Origin of the sequence: Streptomyces sp. NPDC048479 (assembly GCF_040651435.1) — a bacterium.
Taxonomy (GTDB): domain Bacteria; phylum Actinomycetota; class Actinomycetes; order Streptomycetales; family Streptomycetaceae; genus Streptomyces.
The window spans coordinates 46,222-66,624 of the sequence record NZ_JBEZKA010000023.1 but is presented as its reverse complement, the minus strand read 5'-3'; the positions used below and the strand labels follow the sequence as shown (position 1 = coordinate 66,624).

18 protein-coding genes are annotated in these 20,403 nt (G+C 69.0%); 5 read left to right on the top strand and 13 right to left on the bottom strand.

The window, feature by feature from the left end; translation table 11 throughout:
- Positions 1–13: 13 nt before the first annotated feature.
- Genes AB0D12_RS30280 through AB0D12_RS30255 form a run of 6 tightly spaced genes read right to left on the bottom strand, consistent with a single transcriptional unit; the run spans position 14 to position 6,445 of the window.
- Positions 14–1,066, bottom strand: a complete 1,053-nt coding sequence (locus AB0D12_RS30280) for an LLM class flavin-dependent oxidoreductase (RefSeq protein WP_362689631.1) — start codon at positions 1,064–1,066, stop codon at positions 14–16.
- Between the two features lie 32 nt (positions 1,067–1,098).
- On the bottom strand, positions 1,099–2,076 hold the full coding sequence (locus AB0D12_RS30275) for an ABC transporter substrate-binding protein (RefSeq protein WP_362689628.1): 978 nt from the start codon (positions 2,074–2,076) through the stop codon (positions 1,099–1,101).
- A 28-nt stretch (positions 2,077–2,104) separates the two neighbouring features.
- Entirely contained in the window at positions 2,105–2,866 is a 762-nt protein-coding gene (locus AB0D12_RS30270) for an amino acid ABC transporter ATP-binding protein (protein WP_362689625.1), read from the bottom strand.
- Positions 2,863–3,756 carry an amino acid ABC transporter permease gene (locus tag AB0D12_RS30265; protein WP_362689622.1) on the bottom strand — a complete coding sequence of 298 codons (894 nt, stop codon included), beginning with the start codon at positions 3,754–3,756 and terminating at the stop codon, positions 2,863–2,865. Before AB0D12_RS30265 ends, AB0D12_RS30270 begins: the two co-directional genes overlap by 4 nt.
- Before the next feature lie 59 nt (positions 3,757–3,815).
- Complete coding sequence (locus AB0D12_RS30260; protein WP_362689619.1) at positions 3,816–5,585, bottom strand: FAD/NAD(P)-binding protein; 1,770 nt, start codon at positions 5,583–5,585, stop codon at positions 3,816–3,818.
- Positions 5,582–6,445: an amino acid ABC transporter permease gene (locus tag AB0D12_RS30255; protein WP_362689616.1), complete on the bottom strand. Its 864-nt coding sequence runs from the start codon at positions 6,443–6,445 to the stop codon at positions 5,582–5,584. The genes AB0D12_RS30260 and AB0D12_RS30255 overlap by 4 nt, the downstream gene beginning before the upstream one ends.
- A 416-nt stretch (positions 6,446–6,861) precedes the next feature.
- Between AB0D12_RS30255 and AB0D12_RS30250 the strand changes: the two genes are divergently transcribed.
- Entirely contained in the window at positions 6,862–7,359 is a 498-nt protein-coding gene (locus AB0D12_RS30250; protein WP_362689614.1) for a GNAT family N-acetyltransferase, read from the top strand.
- Complete coding sequence (locus AB0D12_RS30245) at positions 7,356–8,297, top strand: ABC transporter substrate-binding protein (protein WP_362689612.1); 942 nt, start codon at positions 7,356–7,358, stop codon at positions 8,295–8,297. Before AB0D12_RS30250 ends, AB0D12_RS30245 begins: the two co-directional genes overlap by 4 nt.
- A 34-nt stretch (positions 8,298–8,331) precedes the next feature.
- Here the strand turns inward: AB0D12_RS30245 and AB0D12_RS30240 are convergent, their stop codons facing one another.
- Positions 8,332–9,555 (bottom strand): DUF5685 family protein, encoded by a 1,224-nt coding sequence (locus AB0D12_RS30240; RefSeq protein ID WP_362689610.1) that lies wholly within the window; start codon positions 9,553–9,555, stop codon positions 8,332–8,334.
- A 287-nt stretch (positions 9,556–9,842) separates the two neighbouring features.
- Here AB0D12_RS30240 and sepF point away from each other — a divergent pair, with 287 nt between their 5' ends.
- Entirely contained in the window at positions 9,843–10,280 is a 438-nt protein-coding gene (gene sepF, locus AB0D12_RS30235; RefSeq protein ID WP_362689608.1) for a cell division protein SepF, read from the top strand.
- 58 nt (positions 10,281–10,338) lie between these two features.
- Here sepF and AB0D12_RS30230 read toward each other — a convergent pair whose 3' ends face one another.
- Entirely contained in the window at positions 10,339–11,529 is a 1,191-nt protein-coding gene (locus AB0D12_RS30230) for an acyl-CoA dehydrogenase family protein (RefSeq protein WP_362689605.1), read from the bottom strand.
- Positions 11,530–11,661: 132 nt separating this feature from the next.
- Positions 11,662–13,296: an MFS transporter gene (locus AB0D12_RS30225; RefSeq protein ID WP_362689602.1), complete on the bottom strand. Its 1,635-nt coding sequence runs from the start codon at positions 13,294–13,296 to the stop codon at positions 11,662–11,664.
- Between the two features lie 471 nt (positions 13,297–13,767).
- Between AB0D12_RS30225 and AB0D12_RS30220 the strand changes: the two genes are divergently transcribed.
- Positions 13,768–14,754, top strand: a complete 987-nt coding sequence (locus AB0D12_RS30220; protein WP_362689599.1) for a phosphatase PAP2 family protein — start codon at positions 13,768–13,770, stop codon at positions 14,752–14,754.
- Positions 14,755–14,842: 88 nt separating this feature from the next.
- Here the strand turns inward: AB0D12_RS30220 and AB0D12_RS30215 are convergent, their stop codons facing one another.
- The gene (locus tag AB0D12_RS30215; RefSeq protein WP_327322679.1) at positions 14,843–15,058 is read right to left on the bottom strand and encodes an I78 family peptidase inhibitor; all 216 of its coding nucleotides are present in this window, start codon (positions 15,056–15,058) and stop codon (positions 14,843–14,845) included.
- 417 nt (positions 15,059–15,475) lie between these two features.
- Here AB0D12_RS30215 and ctaD point away from each other — a divergent pair, with 417 nt between their 5' ends.
- Entirely contained in the window at positions 15,476–17,185 is a 1,710-nt protein-coding gene (ctaD, locus tag AB0D12_RS30210) for a cytochrome c oxidase subunit I (protein WP_362689823.1), read from the top strand.
- On the opposite strand, the gene AB0D12_RS30205 is transcribed toward ctaD, so the two are convergent.
- From AB0D12_RS30205 to AB0D12_RS30195, 3 genes are read right to left on the bottom strand one after another with little or no spacing between them, the layout of a single operon-like run.
- Entirely contained in the window at positions 17,145–18,104 is a 960-nt protein-coding gene (locus AB0D12_RS30205; RefSeq protein WP_362689595.1) for a YafY family protein, read from the bottom strand. The genes ctaD and AB0D12_RS30205 overlap by 41 nt on opposite strands.
- Before the next feature lie 60 nt (positions 18,105–18,164).
- Positions 18,165–18,965, bottom strand: coding sequence for a hypothetical protein (locus AB0D12_RS30200; RefSeq protein ID WP_362689592.1), 801 nt, complete (start codon positions 18,963–18,965; stop codon positions 18,165–18,167).
- Positions 18,962–20,248, bottom strand: a complete 1,287-nt coding sequence (locus tag AB0D12_RS30195) for a glycosyltransferase family 4 protein (protein ID WP_362689589.1) — start codon at positions 20,246–20,248, stop codon at positions 18,962–18,964. Before AB0D12_RS30195 ends, AB0D12_RS30200 begins: the two co-directional genes overlap by 4 nt.
- Positions 20,249–20,403 lie beyond the last annotated feature (155 nt).

Genomic DNA, 20,403 nt, shown 5'->3' with positions numbered 1-20,403 from the left:
TTGCGTTCGGCGGTCATGAGCTTCCCCCCGGGAGGGCGTACTGGTTGGCCGGGCGGGCGAGACCGAGATGCTCACGGAGCGTGCCGCCCGGATAGAAGGTGCGGAACAGACTGCGGTGCTGGAGCAGCGCGACCGTGCCGTTGACGATCCGCTCCAGGTCCCGGTGGGGTGCGATGGGCGCCAGATGGAAGCCGTCCACCGCCGCCTCCGCGTGCCACTGGGTGATCAGCTCGGCGAGGTCGACCGGGCCGCCGCTGTAGTGCGGACCGCCGGCGAGCCGAGGGTCACTGTCCAGTCCGGGCTCGCTCTCGCCCAGGTCGACGACGAGCGAGACCAGGACGCGCAGCGTGTCCGGGTCACGGCCCTGCGCCTCGGCGCGTCGGCGTATGTCGTCGCGGAGCGCGGCGGCCTGCTCGGGTGCGTCCGCCCGTACGAGAACGACGTCGGCGTGCCGGGCGGCCGCGTCCCGGCCCGGCTCCCCCGTACCGTCCGCGACCGTGACGGGACGGCCCTGCGGCGGCCTCGGCACGATCGAGGGGCCGCGCACACTGAACGTGCCGCCTTGGAAGTCGACACGGTGGAGCTTGTCGCGGTCGATGAACCGCCCTGTCGATATGTCGCGAATCTCCGCGTCGTCCTCCCAGCTGTCCCACAGCCGGGCGGCGACCTCGGCGACCTCGCCGGCCTCCCGCCACAGCGCGTCGCCGGGCGTGGCCGGACGACGGCCGAAGAGCCGGGCCTCGGCCTCGGTGGTCGACACATCGACCTGCCAGCCCGCGCGGCCGCGGCTCACCCAGTCGAGGGTGGCCACGGCCGTGGACACATGGAAGGGCTCGGTGTGCGTGGTGGTCACGGTCGGTACGAGGCCGATCCGTTCGGTGGTGGGCGCGACCCTCGAAAGCACCGCGAGAGCGTCGAGCCCCGGCCGGGCGAAGGAGTCGCCGAGGGTGACGAAGTCGAGGGCGCCCTGCTCGGCGAGCCGGGCGAGCCCGACGTAGCACTCGGCGTCGTACCGGGCCGGGCCGTCGAGGGCGACGGCCAGATGGAGGGGCCTGGTGGGGGACATGGCGATGAATGCCTCTCTGGAGCCGGCGCTGGTCACTTCTTGGTCTTGGGCAGACCCGGCGGATTGATCTCCGACTTCGCGACGGCCTCGCTCGAGAGCCCCCAGCGCTTCAGGACCTTGGCGTACGACCCGTCCTCGATGATGTGGTCGATGGCCGCGGCGTACGCCGCGGCCAGACCGCTGCCCTTCTTCGTGGTGGCCGCGATCTTGCCCTGGACCTGCGAGCCGCCTCCCGACAGGGTGCCGATGATCTGGGTCTGTCCGGCCGAGGCCACGTGGTACGCAGCCGACGGGTTCGGCCCGAGATAGGCGTCGATGCGGCCCGACTGGAGGGCGAGGTAGTAGTCGGTGTCCTTCTGGAAGTACTTGATGTCGACGGGCTTGAGGCCTGCCTTGACGTTCTGCTCGCTCCAGTCGACGAGGATCTTCTCCTGGTTGGTGCCGGAGGAGACGGAGATGGTCTTCCCTGCCACGTCCTTCGGCTCCTTCACCCGCCAGCCGGTGCCCTTCTTCGCCTCGAAGGCCAGGTTGTCGAGCCGGTAGGTCGCGAAGTCGTACTTCTCCTTGCGCTCCTCGGTGACGGTGACATTGGAGAGGACCCCGTCGAACTTGGAGCTGTCCAGGCCGACGAAGAGGTTCTCCCAGGAGACCTCTTCGAACTGCGGCTTCAGGCCGAGGGTGTCGACGATCAGAGTGGCGATGTCGATCTCGGCGCCGATCCGTGTCTTGTCGTCGGTCGCGTAGAAGCCGAGCGGTGGCGAGGCGTCGGCGCTGGCGCCGATGCGTAGCGTGCCGCGCTTGCGGATCGCGGCGGGCACCTTGGCGGCGACGGCGTCGGCCTTCTTGCCGCGGATGCGGTGCTGGTCGGGCGAGATGTTGATGCCCGCGCCCTTCTGGCCCTTGGGCTTCACCACGTCGGTCACCGCATCGCTGGTGCCTCCGCAGGCGGCGAGCAGACCGGAGGCGGCGATCGCGGCGACGGCGGCGGCGAAAGTGCGGCGGGTGTTCACGTGGAAACTCCTTGCAGACATGGGTGGTTCACAGGACCTTGGAAAGGAACGCGCGGGTGCGCTCGTGCTGGGGGTTGTCGAGTACGTCGGCGGGGGCGCCCTGCTCGACGATCCGGCCGTCGTCCATGAAGATCACGGTGTCGGCGACCTCACGGGCGAAGCCGATCTCGTGGGTGACGACGATCATCGTGGTGCCCTGGTGCGCCAAGTCCTTGATGACGTCGAGGACTTCGCCGACCAGCTCGGGGTCGAGGGCGGACGTCGGCTCGTCGAAGAGCAGCAGTTTCGGCTCCAGGGCCAGCGCGCGGGCGATGGCGACGCGCTGCTGCTGCCCGCCGGAGAGCTGTTTGGGGTAGGCGGACGCCTTGTCCTCGAGTCCCACCCGGGCGAGGAGTTTCTCCGCGGTCGCGATGGCTTCCTTGCGGGGCCGCTTCAGCGCGGAGACCGGCGCCTCGGTGATGTTCTCGACCACGGTGAGGTGCGGGAAGAGGTTGAAGTTCTGGAAGACGAAGCCGATCTGGGTGCGCTGCTTGAGTACCTCGCGCTCGCGCAGCTCGTACAGCTTGTCGCCGGAGCGCCGGTAGCCGACGAGCGAGCCGTCGACGCTGATCCAGCCGCTGTCCACCTTCTCCAGATGGTTGATGGCGCGCAGCAGCGTGGACTTGCCCGAGCCCGAGGGCCCGAGTACGACGGCGACCTCCCCCGTGCGCACTTCGAGATCGACTCCGCGCAGCACCTCCAGCGCGCCGAAGCTCTTGTGCACGGACCGTACGTCGACCATCGCGCTCATCGCGTGGCCCCCTTTGCGAAGTGGCGTTCCACGTAGTGCTGGAGGACGGAGAGCACGGTGGTCAGGAGGATGTACCAGGCGGTGGCGACCATCAGCAGCGGGACGACCCGGCCGTTGCGTCCGTAGATGACCTGGACCTGGTAGAAGAGCTCACCGATCGCCATGACGGAGACGATCGAGGTGCCCTTGAAGAGGGAAATGATCTCGTTGGCGGCGTTGGGGAGGATCGAGCGCATCGCCTGGGGCAGCACGATGCGGCGCAGCTGGCGCAGCCGGGGGATGCCGAGCGCGGCAGCCGCCTCCAGCTGACCGCTGTCCACGGCCAGTACGCCGCCGCGGACGATCTCCGCCGCGTACGCCGCCTGGTGCAGGGCGAGTCCGAGGACGGCCGCGCTCATCGCGCCGACCAGACCCATCGTGTCGAAGGAGAAGAAACCGGGTCCGAAGGGGATGCCGAACTGCAGCTCCTTGTAGAGGTAGGCGAGGTTGAACCAGAACAGCAGCTGCACGATGAGCGGGATGGAGCGGAACGCCCAGATGTAGGTGAAGGCCACCGACTTGAGGAAGGGGCTCGCCGACAGCCGCATGAAGGCGAGGACGATGCCGAGGGCGAAGCCGATCGCCGTGCCGTAGAAGGTGAGCTGAAGGGTGATCCAGACGGCCTTGAGGATCACTTCGGCCGTGAAGAACTCCGCGAAAACCTTCCACTCCCAGCCCGGGTTGGTGGCCAGCCCGTGCAGAAACTGCACAAGCAGGATCGCGGTGGCGGCGACGGCCGCCCAGCGCCAGGGGTGGCGCACGGGCACCACCTTCAGCGCACCGTAGTCCTCGGGTTCCGCGACGGTGGGTGGTGGCGCTTTGTCGACAGGTGGATCGCTGGTCAGCGACATGGGGTCGGGTCCTCACGTTCGTACGTACGAGACAGGGGGGGTTCTCAGGGCTCAGGCGCTCAGGCGCTCAGGCGCTCGCGACAGGCGAGATCACGAAGCAGGGTGAGCGCGGTACGCGCGGTGGCGTCGTTCTGCCGGAACGCCGCGCCGCCCGTGCGCGGCCGGGTGAAGGCCCCGCCCGCCCGCGCGGTGGTGTGCGGGCCGAGCGCGAAGCGGCGTGGATGCGGCCGGCCGCCTCGCTCCAGCACCCGGCCGTCCTCGGGGTCCACCGACAGAAGACCGGTGGGGGTCGCGTCGGCACCGTCCGCGTACAGGGAGCGCAGCAGCGGACTGCGGGTGCGTTCGAGCGAGGGCTCGGGCAGCCGGGCCTCGACCAGCGCCCGCGCCTCGATCAACTCCCCTGGCAAGCCGGTGCCGCCTGCCCGGAAGACCGCCCGTTCCTCGTCGGCCTCGACGGTGATGCCCGCGCCGAGGAAGCGGACGACACCGGCGCGGGAGAGCGCGAGGAGCTGGCGCAGCCGGGGCCCGGGCGGGCCGGAGGCGAGATAACTGAAGAAGCCGTGCCATCGGCCGCCGATGTCGCCGAGGCGGATCAGCTGCCCGTAGACGGAGAGCAGTCCGAGGAAGACCGCGAGGTCTTCGCTGTGGGCGCGGTCGTGGCGGCGTTCGAGGTCTGCGGTGATGTAGCTGCGCAGTCCGTCCTGGAGTGCGTCGTACGAGCCGAAGCGCATCCCGTCCAGCGGATGGTCGAGCGCCTCGAGATCGAGGCGGTCGGCGGGGTCGGGGACGGAGGCGGCGACCAGGGTGTGCAGTTCGGGGCTGCCCGGTGCGGCGGCGGCGTACTTCTCCTCGAAGTCGGGCCAGTTGACCGAGGTTCGCTCGGGGTGGGCGGCGAAGAGGCGGTGGTAGTGGGCGAAGCCCAGCTCTTTGTCGATGAGCGGCCACAGGTCGCGCTGATAGTCGACGGGGCCGGGCCGGCTCAGCAGCACGTCCACCTCGGCGGGGCCGAAGAAGCGTGGCAGCGGCGGCCGTTCACCCTCCCAGCCGTAGCCGATCTTGGAGTGGTACGGCACACCGCGCCGTGATCCGACGTACAGGACGGGCTCCTGGCCCGACGGCAGGTACTCGCCGTTCGCGTACCGTCCGCCACGGCCCTCGGTGAGCAGCACCATCAGATCGACGAAGGCGAGCCCGAAGCCGCGGACGATGACCGGCTCGCCCGCCGGGAGGCCGTCGAGATCGCTGTCGGCGGTGAAGTCCGGCGGCAGGTGGAGCAGCCCGCGGCGGCGCGCGAAGTCCGCCAACTCCTTCTGTTCGTCGTCGAGTTCGGCGTCGAGATGGCCCAGGGCGAGCACCACGAGATCGGCGATGAGCGGCTCTCTGCGCCCTTCGAGCCAGACCCGCTGGCGGCCTTCACGCGGACCGCTGACGCGCAGCGCCCGCGCCCGGTGCTCGTGCACGGCGACGGCCGGCGGCAGGGCGGCCACCGCCTCCTCGTACACCCAGCGCAGATACGCGCCCTGCTGCTGTCTGCTGGGAAAGGTCTCACCGTCGAGACCTGCCCACTCCGCGAGCGTGGGGCCCGGCAGTACGGGCCCGTCCAGCGTCACCGTGTCGTCGGTGAACATGGTGACGTCCTCGGCCATGGAGTTCATCCACAGGAGCGGGGACTGCTCGTGCCGCCAGATCCGGCCGCCGCCCGGCGGATGCGGGTCCACCAGATGGATGTCCAGCGGAAGACCGGCGTACAGCTCGGGGGCGTTGGCGGCCAGCCGCTCCAGGAAACCGGTCCCCCGCGGACCGGCTCCGATCACGACGATGGACGTCATCGCGCACCTGCCGTGCCGCGCGCGTAGTACTTCTCGACATGGTGCTGACCGACGCTGAGGAGTGAGGTCACCACGACGTACCAGAGGGTGGCGACGAGCAGCAGCGGTACGACCTGGTAGGTGCGGTGGTAGACGAGCTGCACCGAGTAGAGCAGGTCCTGTACGGCGATCACGCTGACGATCGAGGTGCCCTTGAGGGTGCCGATGAGCATGTTCCCGGCAGGCGGCACGATGGAGCGCATCGCCTGCGGCAGAACGATCCGGCGCAGCCGGCGCCACCGTCCGAGGCCGAGCGATTCGGCGGCCTCGATCTGTCCGCGTTCGACGGACAGGATGCCGCCGCGTACCACTTCGGCGGCGTACGCGGCCTCATGGAGGGTGAGCCCGATGATCGCGATGGTGACCGGGCTGAGCAGATTGACCGTCCTGACGCCGAGGATCTGCGGGTAGAGCGCACCGATGTTGAACCAGAACAGCAGCTGCACCAGGATCGGCGTCGAGCGCAGCAGCCAGATGTATCCCCAACTGACGTTGCGCAGCACGGGATTGGCGGACAGCCGCATCACGGCGAGCAGCGTGCCGAGCGCGAAGCCCAGCACCATGACGACACCGGTCAGCCAGAGGGTGAGGCCGAGGCCGCGCAGTACGGACGTCGAGGTGAAGTAGTCGCCGACCACGTCCCACTGGAAGGCGTCATTGCGTACGACGGAACTGACGGCGCCCGCGAGCAGCAGCAGGACGACAACTGCGGCCGCCCACTGGCCGGTTCGGCGTACGGGCACGATGCGCGGCTGCACGGTGTCGGTCTTGGAGGGCGGAGCCGCGGGAGATTCGGGGAGGGTGTCTGTAGGCACAGCCATGCGAAGGCTCCGTGGATGCAGAGATCGAACACGGGAATGCCTTCACCAGAAACACAACGTGGACCGAGCCCCTCAGCACGATCCGTTTCTGAGACTAGGGGGTGCGCACGGCCCGATGTCAAGCCTGTCCGTACTGTGAGCCGTCTGTCTCAGGACAGTTGACGCAGAAACGGATGCCTGTTCCACTTGGGCCATGCATTCGCAGCAGTGGCTGGTCACGCGCTCCCACATCGACTTCGGTCGCGTGTGGTCCTCTTCCTGTTGAGCTGACCCCGCTGCCTTTCTCGCGCCCGCGCTCGCGCCTTCGCGCCGTCTTCTTGCATTTCTCGCATGTCGCGCCTTCACCCACATAACACCGCGTATCACTCCCCCTCGCCACACCCTGGTTCCTTCTGCCTGCTCGAAGAAGGGCACACATGACCTTCACCCCGAGCCGTGGTTCCGCGCTGTCCGTACGCCGGACGACGGTCGACGACCCGCTCGCCCGTCCGCTCCTCGAGGAACTGGCGCACGAGTACATCAGCCGGTACGGCTCCGCCTTCGATCTGGAGCGCTACCCGTCCGAGGAGTTCGCTCCGCCGGGCGGTGCGTTTCTGCTGCTCCTGGAGCAGGGCCGGCCGGTGGCCGGTGGCGCGTACCGCCGCTACGACACCACCACGGCCGAACTCAAGAGGATCTGGACGCACTCCGCGCACCGCCGCCGCGGCCTGGCCCGGCGCGTGCTGCGCGTACTCGAACGGGAGGCAGCCGAGCGCGGCTACTCCCGGATCCATCTGACCACCGGTCCGCGCCAGCCCGAGGCCAAGGGCCTCTATCTGGCCGCCGGATACCGCCCGCTCTTCGATCTGTCCGCAGATCCGGAGTCGATCGGCCCGCTGCCGTTCGAGAAGCACCTGGAGACCCCCGCATCATGAGCAGGAAACGCCACGCCGCCGTCTTCGCGCTGATCACCGCCGCCGCGCTCACAGTCACCGCCTGCGGATCGGGCGACCCGGCGACCGCCGGCGTCGGTGCCAAGCCAAGTGGCAGGCCCGGCCGGATCCCGACCGACGATGTGGTGTCGTCGGTGCCGAAGGACGAGGCGATCGCGAAGCTGCTGCCCGCGGACGTACTCAGCAGGGGCACTCTCACCATCGCCACCTCCGTCGGCAATCCGCCGGGTGCCGCCTACCTGGAGGACGGCAAGACCGTCGCGGGCCAGGACATCGACTTCGCGGAGGCCGCCGCCAAGGTGCTGGGGCTGAAGCTGAAGCGCGAGGTGGCGAGCTTCGAGGCGATCCTGCCGGCGCTGAGCAGCGGCAAGTACGACCTGGGCACCGGCAATTTCGGGGTGACGGACGAGCGACGCAGGACCATCGACTTCGTCACGTACATCAATGACGGCCAGGGCTTCGCCGCGCTCGAGAACAGCGAACTGACGAAGATCTCGGACTTCACCGATCTCTGCGGTCTGAATGTCGCGACCGGCGCGGGCACCACCTTCGAGGCGTCCCTGGAGAAGAACGAGGGCCGCTGCTCCGAGGCGGGCAAGAAGCCGTACAAGGTCCAGACGTACGGCGAGTCGGGCGCGATCTGGATCTCGCTGCAGCAGGGCCGCAGCGACGTGGTGATGAGCACCATCAACGGGCTGCGCTACGCCGTCACCCAGCAGCAGGGCACCAAGTTCCTCAATGAGTTCAAGCGGCTCGACGTCGGCTTCGCCTTCAGGAAGGGCACACCGCTGGCGCCCGCCTTCCAAGCCGCGGTGAACAAGCTCAAGACGGACGGGACGTACGACCGGATCCTGAAGAAGTGGGGCACCACGGAGTCGGCGATCGAGAAGTCGCAGATCTCGCCGCCGGAGCTGAAATGATCCGACGGCGGAGCTGAAGTGATCCGACGGTCCGTCAGCAGCCGTCGCAGGGGCAGCAGCAGTCGCAGCCGGAACAATCGCAGTCGGAACAGTCGCAGTCGCGGCAGCAGCCCTCGCGCTTCTTGCGGGACCAGGGGCCCTCGTACTCCTTGGCACAGCAGATCTGGCAGGTGCAGAACAGCCCGGTAAAGACGGCGCAGCCAGCCAGGAAGCCGCGCTTCTTGGGCTTCGGCGGTTCACCGCCGAACTGCGGAGGCAGCCCACCGGGGCCGCCGGGCCCGCCGGGCACTCCCGGGTTGCCGCCGCCGTAGGGGTTGTTCGAGCCGTAAGGGCCGTAGCCGCCCTGGTACGGATTTCCGTGCTGGGGCGGCTGTGGCGCGCCGTACCCCTGGTGCGAGCAGGTCGTCGTGCGGAACGCACGGTTCACCGAGGTCCGCAGCTCGTGGGCGAGCAGCACATGCACCAGCCTGTGGTCGGTGAAGCGGGCGTCGCGCAGTGCGAGGCGCACCCCGTGCACCGCGTCGTCGGCGAGCCGGCGTGCCTCGGCCAGGGAGGTGCCGGTCGCGGTCAGCGGGTTCCAGGCACCCGACGCTGCGTCAGCTTCCCTGTCCTCCACGGCATCCAGCAGATGTGCCAGCCGTCCGAAGAGCTTGCCGGCCTCGGCGAGCGGCGCCACGTTCTCCGGCCTTCCGGCGAGTACGGCGGTGTGTGCGAAGGCTGCCGCGGTCGCCGTCTCGGTCGGCTCGGTGACGGTCAGCAGCGGGGTGCCGGGACCGGCCAGCGACTCGATCCCGGTCTGCCGGTCGATGGCGTCGAGCAGCACCGCCGTGTCGAAGCCGAGCTCGGCGCCGGTACGCGCCCCGGCCCGGTCCCAGCCCGCGGCGACCCGGCGCGCCGCGGCGGCCACCGGCTTGCGGGCCAACACCCCGTCCCGGTCGGCCACGTGGTCCCGTACCTTCGCCGACGCCAGCACCAGGGAGACGGCCGCCGCCAGGCGCGCGCCCTCGCCCCGGGCGACGGGCGCGGTACGCATGGCGCGCAGCGGGCAGGGACCCGCGATGCGCCGTGCGGCGGGGGTGCGTTCGGTCTGAGCCTCCGTCAGAACCGAGACGATCAGGCCGTCGTAGTTGGTGACGATCCTGGCGAACTGGCCGTGGTCGGAGCGAAGTGCCAGGCAAAGCCCGCAGAGATGGGCCATCCACTCGGCCTTGAGGCCGTCCGTGAGCCGGTGAGTGCATGGCCTGACGATTCCGAACACGACGGTCCCCCGAGAGTCGTTCAACAGTGCGGGAGGCATCGTATCGAGCCACTCGTTCACCCGTACGCTCCACCATCACCCGTCCGGCCCGACTTTCATATTTTGAGTCCGCCACGCCCCGTACGCACGACGAATCTTGACGAATCGCCATATCTTCTGCACCAGTACCGTCACGAATCACCTGCGCGGCGACTATCTACTTGGCGCGCGATCCGCACTATGGACGACCATAGGGATGCGGAACGATACAAGACCGCAGTGAGCGGACTGGAGCGGAAGGAGGCGTCATGGGTTCGGTGCGCAAGGCGAGCGCCTGGCTGGGACTCGTCGAGGACAGTGACGAGCGTTACTACGACGACGAGTACGCCGAGGGCGCGGAGACGGGCGACGCGTGGGTCACCGACCCCCGGGTGCGCGTGGCTTCCGAGTCCGCCCAGGAGCAGGGCCGCCGGATCGCGACGGTCTCCCCGGACAGCTTCCGGGACGCCCGTGCCATCGGCGAGCTGTTCCGGGACGGCGTCCCGGTCATCGTGAACCTGACGTCCATGGAGCCCAGCGACGCAAAGCGGGTGGTGGACTTCGCCGCGGGACTGACCTTCGGCCTGCGCGGCTCGATCGAGCGCGTCGCCACCCGGGTCTTCCTGCTGAGCCCCGCCGACACTCAGGTGGTCAGCGGGGAGGCCGCAGGCCGCTCCACTCAGGACGGTTTCTTCAACCAGAGCTGAGCAAGGTGCTCGCCGGCTCGCGAGCCTGTACGGCTTTCGAGGACGACGGTCCGCCGGTCTACCGGAAGGCGTCCAGGCCGGTGAGTGCCTTGCCCAGCACCAGCTGGTGCATCTCGACGGTGCCCTCGTAGGTGAGCACCGACTCGAGGTTTGTCGCATGACGCATCACGGGGTACTCCAGCGAAATCCCGTTCGCACCGAGGATGGTGCGCGAGGTGCGACAGATCTCGATCGCCTCCCGCACATTGTTGAGCTTCCCGAAGCTGACCTGTTCGGGGCGGAGCTTCCCGGCGTCCATGCGGCGGCCCAGATGGTGCGCGAGCAGGATCCCCTTGTGCAGTTCGACGGCCATGTCGGCGAGCTTGGCCTGGGTGAGCTGGAAGCCGCCGATCGGCCTGCCGAACTGCTCGCGTGTCTTCGCGTACTCCACAGCCGCCTCGAAGCTGGACCGCGCGGCGCCCATCGAGCCCCAGACGATGCCGTAGCGCGCGTGCGACAGACAGCTCAGCGGGCCCTTCAGACCGGTGACTTCCGGCAGTACGGCGTCGGCCGGCAACCGCACCTCGTCGAGGACGAGTTCGCTGGTGACGCTCGCGCGCAGGGACCACTTGTGCTTGATCTCGGGCGCGGAGAAGCCTGCGGCGTCGGTCGGTACGACGAACCCGCGAATGCCTTCATCGGTCTGTGCCCACACCACGGCGACACCGGCCACCGAGCCATTGGTGATCCACATCTTGCGGCCGGCGAGCACCCAGTCGCCGCCGTCGCGCTTGGCGAAGGTGCGCATACCGGCCGGGTCGGAGCCGTGGTCGGGCTCGGTCAGGCCGAAGCAGCCGATGATCTCACCGGCAGCCATGCCGGGCAGCCACCGCTGCTTCTGCTCCTCGGAGCCGAAGCGGTGGATCGCGTACATGGCGAGCGAGCCCTGTACGGAGACGAGGGAGCGGATGCCGGAGTCGGCGGCCTCGAGCTCCAGGCAGGCCAGTCCGTACTGGACGGCGGTGGCGCCCGCGCAGCCGTATCCCTTCAGCGACATGCCGAGCGCGCCGATCGAGCCGAGCTCGCGGGCCAGTTCACGGAGGGCGGGGAGCTCTCCGCTCTCGTACCAGTCGGCGATGTACGGCAGGACGCGGTCGGCGGCCCAGGTGCGGACGGTGTCGCGGATCGCGAGGTCCTCGGGGTCGAGCAGATCGTCGAGACCGAGGGGGTCGCCGGCGTCGAAGGGCGGCAGCTTCGAGGGTGCGGACATGACGTGGCCTCCGGTGGCGCTCACACAGCGGTTCACAGAAAAGTTCACGGAGAAACGGGGAAACGGGGAAGGTGACGGGCAGGATCACCGAAAACTAGCAGTGTTAGTTACGGCACGGGCTGACGTTACGGCTCAGCGTGCCGTGCGTCCAGACCCGGTCGCCTCGGCGGGCTGGCGGCTGGCCGGCAGCGAGACTTCCGGGCGCCTCGGCTTCGGGCACTTCTCGACCGCCGCGCACTCCATCACCCGTGGCAGCCGCAGCGCGGCGAGCGCGCCGAGCAGCAGCAGGCCCGCGCTGACCAGGAGCGTGACATGGAGGCCGTTGACGAAGGAGTGACGGGCGGTGGTGCGCAGCAACTCTCCGGAGGCACCGCCCAGCCGGTCCGCCACCTGGTAGGCCTCGCCCAGCGAGTGGGCCGCGGCGGAGCTCGCCGAGCCGGGGACGCCCGTGAGGTTGACGAGCGACGGCGCGTAGGCCGCGTTCATGACGCTGCCGAGCAGGGCTATCCCCATGCCCGCACCGAGTTGGTAGGAGGTCTCGCCGATCGCGGCCGCGCCGCCCGCCTGGTCCGGCGGAGCCTCGCTGAGCATCGACTCGTACGCGGCGAACAGCGTGGTCTGCAGCCCGAAGCCGAGGAATACGAAGCCCGTGGTGAGCAGCCACGGCCGGTCGTGCTGTCCCATCATGGTCAGCAGCAGCACCGACGCTGCGGTCAGGACGAAGCCCCAGCCGACCATCCGGCGCGGGCCGATCCGGTGCAGCGTGTGCGAGCCGGTGGCGCCGGCAGCCATCGCGGCGAAGGTCAGCGGCAGCAGCCGCAGACCGGTCTCCAGCGGACTGAGCCCGAGGACCAGCTGCAGATACTGGACGGCGATCAGCTCCAGACCGACCAGCGCCAGCATGGCGAGCACGATGCAGCCGACGGAGGTGGAGAAGGCGACCCTGGCGAACATTTGCATATCGATCAACGGGTGCTCGCGGCGCTTCTGCCGCCGTACGAACAGGGCGAGCAGCACACCGCCGAGCAGCAGCGGGCCGACCGTTCTGACGTCGAGAACCGTATCGCCGGCGCCCAGCCGCTTCACGCCGAGGACCGCGCCGAGCACTCCGCCTGCCGCCATCAGCGCGCCGAGCACGTCCCAGGGTCCGTCGGCGCCGCCCCTGGACTCGGGGAGCAGCCAGCGGCCTATCGGCAGGATCAGTGCCATCAGCGGAATGTTGATCAGGAAGACCGAGCCCCACCAGAAGTGCTCGACGAGAAAGCCGCCGAGTACGGGTCCGGTGGCGGCGCCGACCGCGGCGACCGCGGTCCACATGCCGATCGCCATCGCCCGCTCCCGCCGGTCCGGGAAGACCGCGCGGAGGATCGAGAGCGTCGCGGGCATGATCATCGCGCCGCCGACGCCGAGCAGGGCGCGCGCCCCGATCAGCACCTCGGGGCTGGTGGCGAGGGCGGCGACCGCGGAGGCGGCGCCGAAGGTTCCGTAGCCGATCAGCAGGACACGGCGGCGGCCGACCCGGTCACCGAGAGTGCCGAAGAGGATCAGCAGCGCGGCACAGATGAGGGGGTACGCGTCCACGATCCACAGCAGCTCGACGCCGCTGGGGCGGAGGTCCTCGGTGACGGCGGGGACGGCGACATGCAGCACGGTCGCGTCGAGGGCGACCAGCAGAAGACTGATGCAGAGGACGACAAGGACGACCCAGCGGTTGGCACCGCCGCCGACGGCACGCAGCCGTGCTCCGGCCGTGGTCGTCCCGGACATGTACACGTACCTCCCATGAGTCCCTCGCGCTCGGTGGGCCAGCCGGGGACGGTATTGAGTGGTGTCCCACAGGGCGGCCCGGCATCGACGGGCGAGTGAGCCGTCAGCGTACGCGAGTTCAGGCGTGTGGCGCGTGGTCCATCTCTCACCCCGAAGCCCACCCGCGTGTGGCGTACGCCACTCCGCAACCCTCTGGACGCCCCGCGGACGCCCTGACCAGGGGCCCACCGGAGCCGATCTTGGGCGGCTCCGAATGAGGGGAAAATTCCGTACGGGCAAGCGGTGAACTATTTCTGATGCACAGAAAGAGCACTCCCGAGAGGGCCGCCGAGGAAATGGGACATGAGGTCACCGGGATTTCCGTATTGGCCCGGAATAAAGCCGGAGCTGAGACATACTCCACATCACATCGTCATCACAAACACGCCGGATCGCCCTAGGCCGACACTCACTCGCTGTAACGTCGATTGGGTGCGTACCGACATCTTTGCCCGGCTGGACCGGGAGCCGGAACCGCCGAAGATAGAGATCCCGCGGATGAGCCGCACCCGTCTCGCCCTCTTCGGCGGGACGTTGGTGTTCTATCTCGCCATCGTCGTGGCCGTGCTTGCCCCGACCTGGCTGGTGATCATCGACTGGAAGGTCATGCTCTTCCGGCCCTATCAGCAGTGGCCGGAGCTGCACGCCTTTCTCGACTACTTCGTGGTGCTCGGCCAGCGCGGGCCTACGGCCGTGATGGTGGCGGCCTGGCTGGGCTGGCGCTCCTGGCGTCAGCACACCCTGCGCCCCCTGCTCGCGCTCGGCGCCTCGCTGCTGCTGCTCAACGCGACGGTTGGCGCCGTCAAGATCGGTCTCGGCCGCCTCGGCCCCCACTACGCGACGCAGATCGGTTCCGCCGAACTCTTCGCCGGCGGCGATATATTTCCCTCCGGGCATACCGCCAACGCGGTCGTGACCTGGGGAATCCTGGCGTATCTGGCCACCACTCCGCGAGCCAGACGCTATCTGTCGGCGGTCTCGGCGGTGGTCTCCCTCGGTGTCGGCCTCACGACCGTTTATCTCGGTACGCACTGGCTGAGCGATGTGCTGCTCGGCTGGGCCGCCGGGCTGCTGATCCTGCTCGCCCTGCCCTGGTGCGAGCCGCTGATCGGCCGTGCGGAGGCCTGGATCCTCTCGCTGCGCGAGCAGTGGCGTGCGCGCCGTCGGCTCGCTCCTTCGCTGCCGGTCGCGGCCGGTGGTCCGAGGCCCTCGATGTTCCCGCAGCGCGGGGCCGGGCAGGACGAGGGTCAGAGCCGCGAGCCGGTGGCCGCAGGCGGCGGCACCCGGCCGCCGTCCAGCACGAGGACGACGACGCAGCTCACACAGCCGCGGTCGCACGCGGTGCGCTCCGAGCGGATGCCGATCACTCCGTCCGGCAGCCGCCGTCCGCCGACCTCACGGCCGGCCACGGGCGGCTGACGGGCAACGGAGCGCGCTCCGTTGCCCGTACGACGAAGGCCCCGACCGTCCTGGTCGGGGCCTTCGTCGTACCTGTATGTCAGCTGGGTCAGCCTGGCCAGCAGCGGATGACGGTGCCGCCCTCCACCTCGAAGTTGAGCCGGCCCATCAGGTACTCCATGGTGATGATCGCGCCCGGCGGCAGCGCTCTGACGGTGGTCCAGCCGCGCTCGCGGGCCAGTTGCTCGGCGTCCTCGGCGGCGAGTCCGACATACGCCTCGGCGGCGTCGTCTGGCTGTGCGGGAGGAGTCGGTGTGGGAACCATGCCACCCACCGTAGGCGGCGGCGGACGGTGACGGAAGCCAGGCCCGCTTACGCATCAGCAGTCCCATGTACCTCACCGGTCACGCTTCTGTCACAGGATCACGACACGCGTTTAACTCGAACGCCATCACTCGAACGAGCAGTTCAGAGCGGCTTGCACGGTAATTCAGGAGCCCTTGGCTACCATGCTCAATTCCCGGCAGAAATACCCTCCGGGGAGTGAGAGAGGGTGAATTGACGGGGCGTAGGGAATTCACCGGATCCTTACGGAATCCACCGACACCTTCGTACCGTCTCTCGGCCGAACGTCCACTCCCCCGCGTACGCACCCTGTTGGAGACGACCGACGGCGAGCATCATGTCTGGAGCCCGATACCGAATGACCGAAGCCCGAGCCGCGGACAGCCAGGGGGCAGCGATGGGTACGGAGACCGCCGAGGCCACAGCGGGACCGGCCCGGGTACGGCGGCCGGGCAGGGTGCTTGTGGACTGGTTGACCACCACCGACCACAAGAAGATCGGGCATCTCTACCTGATCACGTCGTTCCTCTTCTTCCTGATCGCCGGACTGATGGCCCTGATGATGCGGGCCGAGCTGGCCCGCCCGGGGCTGCAGCTGATGAGCAACAACCAGTTCAACCAGCTGTTCACGATGCACGGCACGATCATGCTGCTGCTCTTCGCCACTCCGGCCTTCGCCGGCTTCGCCAACGAGATCATGCCGCTGCAGATCGGCTCGCCCGACGTGGCCTTCCCCCGGCTGAACATGCTCTCGTACTGGCTGTATCTCTTCGGCGCCCTGATCGTGCTCGGCTCCGTGCTGAGCCCGAGCGGCCCGGCGAACTTCGGCTGGTTCGCCTACGCTCCGCTCAACTCCCTGGAGCGCTCGCCGGGTATCGGCGCCGACATGTGGATCATGGGTCTCGCGCTCGCGGGCTTCGGCACGATCCTCGGCGCGGTCAACTTCATCACCACCATCGTCGGGATGCGCGCGCCCGGCCTGACGATGTTCCGGCTGCCGATCTTCACCTGGAACGTGCTCTTCACGTCGATCCTGGTGCTGTTCGCCTTCCCCGTGCTCGCGGCGGCGCTGCTGGTGCTCGAGTCGGACCGGCGGCTCGGATCGATGGTGTTCCAGCCGCAGTTCGGAGGGGCGCTGCTGTGGCAACACCTGTTCTGGTTCTTCGGCCATCCCGAGGTCTACATCATCGCGCTGCCCTTCTTCGGCATCGTCACCGAGATCATCCCGGTCTTCTCCCGGAAGCCGATCTTCGGTTACCTCACGCTCGTCGCCGCGACCATGGCCATCACCGGACTCTCGGTGGTGGTGTGGGCGCACCATATGTTCGCCACCGGAGCGGTGCTGCTGCCTTTCTTCTCGTTCATGTCCTTCCTGATCGCAATCCCGACCGGGGTGAAGTTCTTCAACTGGACGGGGACGATGCTCAGGGGCTCACTGTCGTTCGAGACACCGATGCTGTGGGCCATCGGTTTCCTGGTCTCGTTCCTCTTCGGCGGGCTGACCGGCGTCATCCTGGCCTCGCCCCCGATGGACTTCCATGTCACCGACTCGTACTTCGTGGTGGCGCACTTCCACTACGTCGTCTTCGGCACCGTCGTCTTCGCGACCTTCGGCGGCTTCTTCTTCTGGTGGCCCAAGTTCACCGGAAAGATGCTCGACGAACGGCTCGGCAAGATCCAGTTCTGGACGCTGTTCATCGGCTTCCACACCACCTTCCTGGTCCAGCACTGGCTGGGCGCGGAGGGCATGCCGCGGCGGTACGCGGACTATCTGGCGGCCGACGGCTTCACGGTCCTCAACACCGTCTCGACCATCGGCTCGTTCCTGCTCGGCATCTCGACGCTGCCGTTCCTCTACAACGTCTGGAAGACGGCCAAGTACGGGAAGAAGGTCGAGGTGGACGACCCATGGGGATTCGGGCGTTCGCTGGAGTGGGCGACCTCCTGCCCACCGCCGCGCCACAACTTCGTGACCCTCCCGCGCATCCGATCCGAGTCGCCCGCCTTCGATCTGCACCATCCCGAGTTCGCGGCACTGGAGCAGCTGGTGCAGGAGCAGGAGGCCATCAACCGAGGGCCCGGGACAGCCGGTCCCGCACCGTCCTGATGTGCTCGGTCAGCTCCTGCGGCTCGATCACCTCGAAGTCCACGCCCATCAGCATCACATGGACGACCAGCACATCCAGGCTCGCGGCTCCGGTGCGCAGCAGACAGCTGCTGTCGTCGACCGCCTCCAGCACCCCGTGGGACGGGCCGACGGTCCGGGCGGCCAGCTCGGCGGACGTATGGAGCCGGATGACCGCCTGTGCCGCGTAGGCGCGGGTGGAGACGCCACGGGAGACATACGCGGCGAGATCCTCGGCCGGCGGAGTACGAGGGGTGAAGCGCGGGCCGTGCGGCGGCTTCGGCGTGATGCGGTCGGCCCGGAACGTACGCCAGTCGGCGCGCTCCAGGTCCCAGGCGACGAGATACCAGCGCCGCTCGGTGCAGACGAGGCGGTGCGGTTCGACGCTGCGGCGGGTGACGGAGCCGCTGTGGTCGAGGTAGTCGAAACGCAGTCGCTCGCTGTCCCGGCAGGCGTTGGCCAGCTCGGTCAGCACACTCGCGTCGACGGTGGAGCCCTGCGGCCCGCGCAGCATCGGCACGGTGAAGGCGTTGAGCGCCCCGACCCGGCGGCGCAGCCGGGTGGGCAGCACCTGCTCCAGCTTGGCCAGGGCGCGTACGGACGTTTCGCCGATGCCCTCGATGCCGTTTCCGGCGGCGGTACGCAGGCCGACCGCGACGGCCACCGCCTCCTCGTCGTCGAGCAGCAGCGGCGGCAGCTCGGCCCCCGCGCCGAGCTGATAGCCGCCGCCCGTGCCGGGGCTGGCGTTGACCGGGTAGCCGAGCTCGCGCAGCCGTTCGACATCGCGCCGTACGGTGCGCGGCGTGACACCGAGCCGGTCGGCCAGATCGGAGCCGGACCATTCGCGGTGGGCCTGCAGCAATGAGAGCAGGCGCAGCAGTCTTGCCGAGGTCTCCAACATGGCTGCGAGTCTGCCAGTCATTGAGGACAGCCACTGTCCTCAAAGATGCGCAGGGCGACTTCAGCCCGCTGCGGTGAGACGTACGCTGAGGTCGTTGTCGGCCGTGTAGCAGGCGGCTGCGTGGCAGGTGTCCGTGGTCACCTTGGGGTACACGAAGATGGCCCTCTTGTCCCAGATGTCGTCGAGGATGCGGGAGATCCGTACCGCGGCTGCGTCCGCGGCCGGGCGCAGCCACAGCTCCCACAACTGCTCCTTGCCGACAGGCACTTCGGCCATCGGCCCGCACGGCAGAGCGAAGGCGAAGGTGCTGCCCTCGCCGGTCACCGGCACTTCGTGGACCCGGTCGCCGGAGCGGAGCCTGGCCTCGGCCACGGCTCCCTCGCCCAGCTCGGCCCCGTGCAGCCGGCCCTCCACCGTCACCGCGCCCCGCTCGGGCGAGAGGCCGATGTCGCCCGCCTCGGCGTGCGGCGCGCGCAGCCAGCAGCGCACCGCGAGCTTGCCGTCCGCCGTCGGGTACGGGACGCGCACGGCGATCCGGCCGGCCTCGGGGGCGCGGTCGACGAGCGCCCGCAGATCCCGTATGCCGGGCTCGATGGCGTCCCCGTCGGCGGTGCGGACATCCCAGCGGCCCTCGGCCAGTTCGACCGTGCTGGGCAGTACGGCGCGCGAAGTGCCGTCCCCCGAAGGGGTCAGCGGCAGCCGCACCTCGTCCGTCGCGTCCTTGCCGTGCCGCTTCAGCACGAGCACCGCGTCCGGCGAGCCGGCACCGGCCAGGTCGAAGGTGATACCGCAGGCCGCGTCCGCGACGCAGTCCGCCCGTGGCGTCCGCCGCTCGGTGGCCGAGGTGGTGGACGTGGTCATGAGGTCTTCTTCCTTTTCCGGATCGCGTCGGCGGCCAGATAGCGCAGGCAGTAGACCGCGTCGTACACCGCGCCCCGGCCGCGGTGCAGCGCGTCGCGCAGCGCACTGCGCGAGCGGCCGCTCCTGGCTCGCGCGACCAGATCGGTGAACAGGGCCTCGTGGCGCTCCGCGATCCTCGCCGGGTCGAAGCGGGCGGATGCGGAGAGCGCCGCCCGGCCTGTGCGGCGGCGCAGTTCGTCGTCGTTGATCAGCTCGAGAAGTGCGTCGGCGATCGCGTCCACGTCGCCGACCGGCACCAGCCGGCCGTCGACACCGTCCTCGATGATCTCGCCGGGCCCGTGCGGGCAGTCGGTGGACACGACGGGGACGCCGCAGCGCATCGCCTCGACGATGGTCATGCCGAACGACTCCATGCTGGAGGTGACGGCGGCGATCGAGCCCTTGACCCACTCCGGTTCGAGCGGATTGGCGGGCCCCATCAGGAAGACATGGTTGTGCAGCCCGCGCTCCTCGATGAGGGCGTGCAGGGCGTGCTTCTCGTTGCCCGTCGCGTCTCCGCTGCCGTAGATCCGCAGCCGCCAGTCGGGGCGGGCCGCGACCACCTTGGAGAAGGCCTTGACCAGGACGTCGTACCGCTTGACCTTGGTCAGCCGGCCGGCCGCGACGATCCATTTGCTGGAGGCGTCGGCCGGGGCGACGGTGGGCACGGGCACGCTGTTGGGGACGGAGTCGATGCGTACGCCGCGCAGCTTCAGCTGCGTGCGGTAGGAGCGGGCGTCCGCCTCGGTGACAGTGGTGACAGCGTCGAGCAAGCGGTAGCGGTGGCCGATCTCGCGGCGGAGCCGGTAGCCGTGGCTGTCCAGCGTGAGGTGCTCCTGGGCGACACGGACCGGCCCGTTCCTGGTCTGTCGGGCGATATGGACATTGAGCCCGGGCCGGGTGCCGACCACGACATCGGCCCGGAGGGATCCCAAGTGGGCGGCGATCCGGGCGTCGGTGAGGCGGCTGTACTGCTTGTGCCGGCCGTCACCGCGCGGGAAGACCTTCGCCGGGCGCTTGTAGTCCGGGTGATTGCCGTCGTAGTCGGGGCTGTTTCTGCGCAGATCGACCAGGTGCTTCATGGTGACGCCGACGGGGGCGCCGAGGGTGGGCTCGTCACGGTGGCGGAAGACGGAGACGATCTCGACGTCGTGCTGCTGAGCCAGGGCATGGGCCAGGTTGAACGCCGTCCGGATCGTCCCGCCGATGCCGTACGCGTTGTGGAGCAGGAAAGAGATGTGCATACGCTGCCGCGTCCCCCTGGTCTTGGTTTCGGCACGAGTGGACTTTACTTGGCTCCTAAGGCCGGTAAGGGAGCTGGGGCACGGTGAAGCAGCTGTCGTTCATCTCTCCATTCTGGGTGACCTGGCCCCTTGTCATCCTGTCGGCGGGCGAAGGA

Coding starts and splice junctions, on each gene's coding strand:
- AB0D12_RS30280 (WP_362689631.1), bottom strand. CDS start 1,066: ATGTCCCCCACCAGGCCCCTCCATCTGGCCGTCGCCCTCGACGGCCCG.
- AB0D12_RS30270 (WP_362689625.1), bottom strand. CDS start 2,866: ATGAGCGCGATGGTCGACGTACGGTCCGTGCACAAGAGCTTCGGCGCG.
- AB0D12_RS30265 (WP_362689622.1), bottom strand. CDS start 3,756: ATGTCGCTGACCAGCGATCCACCTGTCGACAAAGCGCCACCACCCACC.
- AB0D12_RS30260 (WP_362689619.1), bottom strand. CDS start 5,585: ATGACGTCCATCGTCGTGATCGGAGCCGGTCCGCGGGGGACCGGTTTC.
- AB0D12_RS30255 (WP_362689616.1), bottom strand. CDS start 6,445: ATGGCTGTGCCTACAGACACCCTCCCCGAATCTCCCGCGGCTCCGCCC.
- AB0D12_RS30250 (WP_362689614.1), top strand. CDS start 6,862: ATGACCTTCACCCCGAGCCGTGGTTCCGCGCTGTCCGTACGCCGGACG.
- AB0D12_RS30245 (WP_362689612.1), top strand. CDS start 7,356: ATGAGCAGGAAACGCCACGCCGCCGTCTTCGCGCTGATCACCGCCGCC.
- sepF (WP_362689608.1), top strand. CDS start 9,843: ATGGGTTCGGTGCGCAAGGCGAGCGCCTGGCTGGGACTCGTCGAGGAC.
- AB0D12_RS30230 (WP_362689605.1), bottom strand. CDS start 11,529: ATGTCCGCACCCTCGAAGCTGCCGCCCTTCGACGCCGGCGACCCCCTC.
- AB0D12_RS30225 (WP_362689602.1), bottom strand. CDS start 13,296: ATGTCCGGGACGACCACGGCCGGAGCACGGCTGCGTGCCGTCGGCGGC.
- AB0D12_RS30215 (WP_327322679.1), bottom strand. CDS start 15,058: ATGGTTCCCACACCGACTCCTCCCGCACAGCCAGACGACGCCGCCGAG.
- ctaD (WP_362689823.1), top strand. CDS start 15,476: ATGGGTACGGAGACCGCCGAGGCCACAGCGGGACCGGCCCGGGTACGG.
- AB0D12_RS30205 (WP_362689595.1), bottom strand. CDS start 18,104: ATGTTGGAGACCTCGGCAAGACTGCTGCGCCTGCTCTCATTGCTGCAG.
- AB0D12_RS30200 (WP_362689592.1), bottom strand. CDS start 18,965: ATGACCACGTCCACCACCTCGGCCACCGAGCGGCGGACGCCACGGGCG.
- AB0D12_RS30195 (WP_362689589.1), bottom strand. CDS start 20,248: ATGCACATCTCTTTCCTGCTCCACAACGCGTACGGCATCGGCGGGACG.